General features: G+C 67.1%; 7 protein-coding genes. All 7 read right to left on the reverse strand.

Annotation, left to right across the window (positions count from 1 at the left end; genetic code table 11):
• Positions 1 to 20: 20 nt before the first annotated feature.
• The 7 genes from VGE49_RS07350 to tsf all read right to left on the reverse strand — a co-directional run bounded on the left by VGE49_RS07350 (position 21) and on the right by tsf (position 6,485).
• Positions 21 to 1,238: a M50 family metallopeptidase gene (locus VGE49_RS07350; RefSeq protein WP_331033910.1), complete on the reverse strand. Its 1,218-nt coding sequence runs from the start codon at positions 1,236 to 1,238 to the stop codon at positions 21 to 23.
• 23 nt (positions 1,239 to 1,261) lie between these two features.
• Positions 1,262 to 2,458: a 1-deoxy-D-xylulose-5-phosphate reductoisomerase gene (gene dxr / locus VGE49_RS07355; protein WP_331033911.1), complete on the reverse strand. Its 1,197-nt coding sequence runs from the start codon at positions 2,456 to 2,458 to the stop codon at positions 1,262 to 1,264.
• Positions 2,455 to 3,273 (reverse strand): phosphatidate cytidylyltransferase, encoded by an 819-nt coding sequence (locus VGE49_RS07360; RefSeq protein WP_331033912.1) that lies wholly within the window; start codon positions 3,271 to 3,273, stop codon positions 2,455 to 2,457. Before VGE49_RS07360 ends, dxr begins: the two co-directional genes overlap by 4 nt.
• Positions 3,273 to 4,040, reverse strand: coding sequence for a polyprenyl diphosphate synthase (gene uppS / locus VGE49_RS07365; RefSeq protein WP_331033913.1), 768 nt, complete (start codon positions 4,038 to 4,040; stop codon positions 3,273 to 3,275). The genes VGE49_RS07360 and uppS overlap by 1 nt, the downstream gene beginning before the upstream one ends.
• 30 nt (positions 4,041 to 4,070) lie before the next feature.
• On the reverse strand, positions 4,071 to 4,628 hold the full coding sequence (gene frr, locus VGE49_RS07370; protein ID WP_331033914.1) for a ribosome recycling factor: 558 nt from the start codon (positions 4,626 to 4,628) through the stop codon (positions 4,071 to 4,073).
• Positions 4,629 to 4,666: 38 nt separating this feature from the next.
• On the reverse strand, positions 4,667 to 5,404 hold the full coding sequence (gene pyrH / locus VGE49_RS07375) for a UMP kinase (protein ID WP_331033915.1): 738 nt from the start codon (positions 5,402 to 5,404) through the stop codon (positions 4,667 to 4,669).
• Between the two features lie 139 nt (positions 5,405 to 5,543).
• On the reverse strand, positions 5,544 to 6,485 hold the full coding sequence (gene tsf, locus VGE49_RS07380; RefSeq protein ID WP_331033916.1) for a translation elongation factor Ts: 942 nt from the start codon (positions 6,483 to 6,485) through the stop codon (positions 5,544 to 5,546).
• Positions 6,486 to 6,519: the final 34 nt, after the last annotated feature.

The following is a 6,519-nucleotide window of genomic DNA, read 5'->3' on the forward strand; positions in this document are numbered from 1 at the left end:
CATCGGGGGCTGGCGTCGGCTCACGAGACGAGCCCGCCGAGGAATTTGAAGAGATTGAGTTTCTGCAGGTCGTTCCAGGTCGCGAACAACATTAAACTGGCCAGCAAAGCAAGACCGACACGATATCCCGCCTCCTGAACCTTGGCCGCCACGGGCCTGCGCGCCACCGCCTCATAGGCGTAGAACATCAGATGCCCCCCATCCAGAACCGGAACAGGCAGCAGATTAAGAAAGCCGATTCCGACCGAAAGTATGGCGGCGAAGCTGGTCAGCGTCAGCAGGAGATTTCCCGCCATCGCCAGGGGATCGGGATTGGCGGCCACGGCGGCGTTGGTCAGGGCGCCTGACGCCTTGGCGATGCCCAGCGGGCCGCTGAACTGATCACCCGATTCGCGGCCCGTGAAGATGCGGCCGATATAGGTGAAGGTGGTGCTCAGGATGGCGCCGGTCTCCTTGAAGCCCTGCCCCACGGCGGCGACCGGCCCGTAGCGGACGTGGCGCACCTCGGCGCGGCTGGAGCCTAGACCCAGGCCGATGCGACCGACCGAGACCCGCCCGGCGATGGGGTCGTTCTCGACCCGGCGCTCAGGCGTGGCGGTCAACATGACCTCGGCGCCCGCGCGCTCGACCGTGAAACGCACGGGGTCGCCGCTGCTAAGGGCCACGACGCGAGTCACCTCGCCGCCGTCGGCGATCAGCTTGCCGTTGACGCGGGTGATCAGGTCGCCGGGTTGGAAGCCGGCGACGGCGGCCGGGGATTCCGGCTGCACCTGCACGACCCGCGCAGGGCGCAGCTCGACCCCGACCAGGCTGAACAGCAGGGTGAAGATGAAGATGGCCAGCACGAAGTTGGCGAACGGCCCGCCCGCCACGACCAGGGCGCGCTGCCACAAGGGCTTGAAATAGAGGTAGTCTTTCTCGGCGCCGTGGCCGTGTTCGGCGACGACTTCCTTTTTCAGGGCGTCCAGACCGGCCTTGTCCGGCACCCCCGTCGCGTCCAGATCACCGGCGAACTTGACGTAGCCGCCCAGCGGCAGCCAGCCCAGCCGCCATTCGACGCCCTGCTTGTCGGTGCGCCGAAAGATGGCCCGACCAAAGCCGATGGAGAAGCGTTCCATCTTCACGCCAAAGGCGCGCGCGGTCAGGAAGTGCCCCAGTTCGTGAATGGTGACGACCAGCGTCAGCACCAGCAGGAACGGCACGACATAGATCAGGGCCTGCCCAAGAACACCTAGCATCCCAGTCATGTCTCCTGTCGCCCTCAGGCAGCAATCGCGAGCGAGGCGATGATGTCGTTCGCGATCCGGCGGGCCTTTGCGTCCACGGCCAGGGCCGCATCGCAGGCGTCGTCGGAACCGGAATCCATCCCCGCGTTCGTCGCACGCTCCAAGGTGTCGGCGACGACTGCGGCAATATTGAGAAAGCTCAGCCGGCGGTCAAGGAAGGCCAGAGCCGCCACCTCGTTGGCCGCGTTGAAGACGATGGGGGCCACGCCGCCCGCCGCCAGAGCTTCGCGCGCCAGCCGCAACGCCGGGAACCGCGCCTCATCCGGCGCTTCAAAGGTCAGGCGTCCCAGGGCGGCCAAATCCAGCTTGGGCGCAGGCCAGGCCAGACGATCGGGCCAGGCCAGGGCGCAGGCGATCGGCGTCTTCATGTCCGGCGGCCCCATCTGGGCCAGGGTCGAACCATCCACATATTCCACAAGGCTGTGGATGATTGATTCCGGGTGGACCACGACGGCGATCCCCTCGCCGCTCATGCCGAACAGATAGGCCGCCTCGATCAGTTCCAGGCCCTTGTTGGCCATGGTGGCGCTGTCGACCGAAATCTTGGCGCCCATGCTCCAGTTGGGGTGGGCCACCGCCTGCTCCGGCGTGATCCGGCCCATGGCCTCACGCGGCAAGGTGCGGAATGGACCGCCCGATGCCGTCAGCACCAGCTTCGACACCTGCTCGGGCGCCTCGGCAGGAAAGACCTGGAAGATGGCGGAATGCTCAGAATCGACGGGGATCAGCTTGCCGCCGCTGCGCTTGACCCGCTCGATCAGCGCCGGGCCGCAGCAGACCAGGCTTTCCTTGTTGGCCAGAGCCAGGGTCGCCCCGGTGCCGGCCGCCGCCCAGGCGGAGCGCAGCCCCGCCGCGCCGACGATAGACGCCATGACCCAGTCCACAGGCCGGCTTGCGGCCTCGACGATGGCTTCAGGCCCGGCCGCCGCCTCGACGCCGGTTCCCAGCAGAGCGTCGCGCAGTTCCGACAGACGCGCCGGATCGGCGGTCACGGCCAGTCGGGGCCGCCAGCGCCGGGCCTGCTCCGCCAACCGGGCGATGTTGTTTCCGCCGGTCAGAACCTCGACCTGAAACGCGCCGGAGCCGGCCGCCTCGGCCTGGTCCATCAGATCCAGCGTGGACGTCCCGACCGAGCCGGTCGAGCCCAGCACGCTGACCTTGCGGGCGATCATGCGCCCTGCCCCAGCATCAGGACGATGACGCGTCCCGCCGCCACGACCACGACCGCGAACATCAGGCCGTCGACCCGGTCCAGCAGGCCGCCGTGGCCGGGAATGATGTTGCCCGCGTCCTTGACCCCGAAGCGACGCTTCAAGGCCGACTCCCACAGGTCGCCCGCCATGGTCGCCAGGGCCGCCGTCAGACCCAGGACGCCGCCCCAGAAGACGTTCAGGCGACCCATCTCAAGCCATCCGGCCATGACGGCGCCGGCGATCATCCCCGCCAGCAGACCGCCGATAAAGCCGGACCAGGTCTTGTTGGGCGAAAAGCGCGGCCACAGCTTGGGCCCGCCCACGGCGCTGCCGACCAGATAGGCCAGGATGTCCGCGGCCCAGGCCACGGCGAAGACCAGAACGGTCCAGTAGAGGCCCTGCGCCTCGTTCAGATCGCGCAGCCAGATCAGCAGGACGCACGGCCAGCCGAGATAGAGAACGCCATAGGCTGCATCCAGCGCCTCGGCCCCGCGCGACCGCGCGAACAGCCCCGCCGCGAAGGCGCCGAACACCAGCAGGATCAGCGCCAGCGACATATGGCCGACATGGGCGGCGATCACGGCGACGACCAGGGCCAGGGCCACGGCGACGCCGACGGCGCGCCAGTGATCCGGCGCGCTCATGCGCGACCATTCAAATGACAGCAGGCCGCACGCCGCCACGATCAAGGCGCAGAACCAGCCGCCGCCAGCCCAGGTGGCCAGCACGGCGGCCGGGGCCAGGACTACGGCCGAAGCGGCTCTCAGGCCGATGTCGCCGATCTTCAAAGCCATCAGTTCGCCGCCGTCTTCGCCGCCACCGCGTCCGGCAGCGCTTCCCGCCCGCCGTAGCGGCGCTCGCGATTGCCATAAAGAGCAATCGCCTCGCCCAACGCCTCGGCGCCGTAGTCGGGCCAAAGAATATCCTGAAACACCAGTTCGGCGTAGGCGGCTTCCCACAGCAGGAAGTTGGACAGCCGCTGCTCGCCGGAGGTTCGCACGATCAGATCCACCGGCGGCGCGCCGGCCGTCGACAGGCCGGCGCCGAGGTCGTCCTCGGTCACTTCGCCCGTGAACTGACCCGTGCGGGCCCGATCGACCAGCCGCTGCGCGGCATCCACCAGATCGGCGCGACCGCCGTAGTTGAAAGCCACCTGCAACAGGAAGCGGTCGTTGCCGGCCGTATGCGCCTCGGCGCGGTCGACAATGGCGGCGATGTCGGCGGGCAGCCCCTTGCGACGGCCCAGGACTCGAATCCGGACTCCCGCTGCATCCAGCCGCTTCAGATCGCTGCCCACGAAAGTGCGGACCAGACCCATCAGGTCCGACACCTCGTCCGCCGGACGGCTCCAATTCTCGGTCGAAAAACCGAAGACAGTCAGGCAACGGACGCCGAAGTCCGGCGCCGCCTTGATCGTACGGCGCAGCGCCTGCACGCCCTCGCGATGCCCCATGAAGCGCGGCAAGCCGCGACGCTCGGCCCAGCGACCGTTGCCGTCCATGATCAGGGCGACGTGACGAGGCCCCTTCTCAGGCGCCGTGGCGACGGTCTCGGCCGACATTGTAAAGATCCCTCCTGACGCGTGTCTGCGTCAGACCTGCATGATCTCGACTTCCTTGGCCTTCAAGGCCTCGTCAATGCGCTTGATGGCCGCGTCCGTGTCCTTCTGGACCTCGGCTTCCATCTTCTTATGTTCATCCTGGCTGATCTCAGTGGCCTTTTCGGCCTTCTTCAGGTCGTCGTTGGCGTCGCGGCGAACGTTGCGCACGGCGATCTTCTGTTGCTCGGCGTACTTGCCGGCCAGCTTGACCAGGTCCTTGCGGCGCTCCTCGGTCAGCGGCGGCACCGGGATGCGCAGGGTCTGGCCGTCGACGATCGGGTTCAGGCCCAGGCCGGCGGCGCGAATGGCCTTCTCGACCGCCACGACCATGCCCTTGTCCCAGACGTTGACCGAGATCATGCGCGGCTCGGGCACGCTGATGGCGGCCACGGCGTTCAGCGGCGAGGTCGAGCCGTAGGCCTCGACCTGAACCGGGTCCAGAAGGCCCGAGTTGGCGCGGCCCGTGCGCAGACCGGCGTAGTCTTCCTTCAGCGCCGCGACGGACTTGTCCATGCGTTCGCGATAGGTCTTGAGCTCGGGCTTGGCCATGAGGGTCTTCCTGGTCTGTCGTTCGGATCGAGGGCCGCTCAGGCGGCCTTGTTGGTGATGACGGTGAAGGTGCCTTCGCCGCTCAGGGTCTTGCGCAGCGAACCTTCCTCACGGATCGAGAAGACCACGATCGGGATGTCGCTGTCGCGCATCAAGGCGATGGCCGAGGCGTCCATGACGCGCAGGTCCTTGGCCAGGACTTCCTGATAGGTCAGCGTCTCATAGCGGGTGGCGGTCGCGTCCTTCTTGGGGTCGGCGGTGTAGACGCCGTCCACGCTGGTGCCCTTCAGCAGGGCGTCGCAGCCCATTTCGGCGGCGCGCAGCGCGGCGCCCGAATCGGTCGTGAAGAAGGGCGCGCCCACGCCGGCGGCGAAGATCACCACCCGGCCCTTTTCCAGGTGCCGCATGGCGCGACGGCGGATGTAGGGTTCGGCGATCGCGGCCATCGGAATGGCGCTCTGGACCCGCGTGTCGACGCCGATCTTCTCCAGCGCGCCTTGCATGGCCAGGGCGTTCATGATGGTGGCGAGCATGCCCATGTAGTCGGCGTTGGCCCGGTCCATGCCCTCGGCGGCCTTGGACAGGCCGCGGAAGATGTTGCCGCCGCCGATGACCAGGCAGATCTCGACGCCCTCGCGCGCCACCTGGGCCACGGCCGCCGCCACCACGTCGACGGTCTTCATGTCGATGCCGTAGGACTGCTCGCCCATCAGGACCTCGCCCGAGACCTTCAGCAGGACGCGCTTATATCGGAACTCGGAAGGGGCGTCGGGCATCGGCATGGGTCCGTGGATACAGGGGTTACGCATCCGCGCGAAGTGAATCGGCGGCTCATCATAGACGAAGGGCGCGCCGGCCATCAAAGCCGAACGCGCCCTTTTGAAAATTCTTCCCTTTCGGGAAGAAACTTCGGTGTTAGTTGCCGCCGGTCATCGAGGCCACTTCGGCCGCGAAGTCCGGGGTCTCGACCTTCTCGACGCCTTCACCCAGGGCCAGACGGACGAAGCCGGCCAGCTTGAGGTTCGACGAGCCCAGTTCCTTGCCCGAGTTGGCGACCAGTTGCTCGATGGTCACGTCAGGGTCCATGACGAACGGCTGCTTCGACAGCACCACGTCCTTCTGGAACTTGTTGATCTGACCCTCGACGATCTTTTCGATCATGTTATCGGGGCGGCCTTCTTCCTTGGCCTTTTCGATCAGGACAGCGCGTTCCTTCTCGATGGCGGCCGGGTCCAGGTCGTCGGTGTTCAGCGACAGCGGCGCCGTGGCGGCGACGTGCATGGCGATCTTGCGGCCCAGTTCGCGCAGGGCTTCCTGGTCGCCTTCGCCTTCCAGAGCCACCAGCACGCCGATGCGGCCGACGCCCGGCGACACGGCGTTGTGGACGTAGGTCGAAACCACGCCTTCATCGACCGACAGGCGGGCGGCGCGGCGCAGCTGCATGTTCTCGCCGATGGTGGCGATCAGCTGGGTGACTTCGTCCTGAACCGTACGGCCGTTCTCCAGGGTCGCGCCGTGGATGGCGTCGACGCCGTCGTGGTGCAGGCCCAGTTGGGCGAACGACTTGGCGGCGCTCTGGAACAGGTCGTTGCGGGCGACGAAGTCGGTTTCCGCATTGAATTCGATGGCGGCGGCGACTTCGCCCTTGCCTTCGGCGCGGACGGCGACGGCGACCAGGCCTTCAGCGGCGACGCGGTCAGCCTTCTTGGCGGCCTTGGACAGGCCCTTGGCGCGCAGCCAGTCGATAGCTGCGTCGATGTCGCCGTTGTTCTCAACCAGCGCCTTCTTGCAGTCCATCATGCCGACGCCCGAACGCTCGCGAAGCTCCTTCACGAGGGCGGCAGTGATCTCGGCCATGTTCTTCTCCTGAAAATTCAAATGAGCGGCCGGG

This window comes from Brevundimonas sp. (assembly GCF_036405315.1).
In the GTDB taxonomy this organism is placed as follows: domain Bacteria; phylum Pseudomonadota; class Alphaproteobacteria; order Caulobacterales; family Caulobacteraceae; genus Brevundimonas.

Excerpts from the sequence above, each read along its gene's own strand:
- VGE49_RS07350 (WP_331033910.1), bottom strand. The coding sequence starts at position 1,238 with ATGCTAGGTGTTCTTGGGCAGGCCCTGATCTATGTCGTGCCGTTCCTG.
- dxr (WP_331033911.1), bottom strand. The coding sequence starts at position 2,458 with ATGATCGCCCGCAAGGTCAGCGTGCTGGGCTCGACCGGCTCGGTCGGG.
- VGE49_RS07360 (WP_331033912.1), bottom strand. The coding sequence starts at position 3,273 with ATGGCTTTGAAGATCGGCGACATCGGCCTGAGAGCCGCTTCGGCCGTA.
- uppS (WP_331033913.1), bottom strand. The coding sequence starts at position 4,040 with ATGTCGGCCGAGACCGTCGCCACGGCGCCTGAGAAGGGGCCTCGTCAC.
- frr (WP_331033914.1), bottom strand. The coding sequence starts at position 4,628 with ATGGCCAAGCCCGAGCTCAAGACCTATCGCGAACGCATGGACAAGTCC.
- pyrH (WP_331033915.1), bottom strand. The coding sequence starts at position 5,404 with ATGCCCGACGCCCCTTCCGAGTTCCGATATAAGCGCGTCCTGCTGAAG.
- tsf (WP_331033916.1), bottom strand. The coding sequence starts at position 6,485 with ATGGCCGAGATCACTGCCGCCCTCGTGAAGGAGCTTCGCGAGCGTTCG.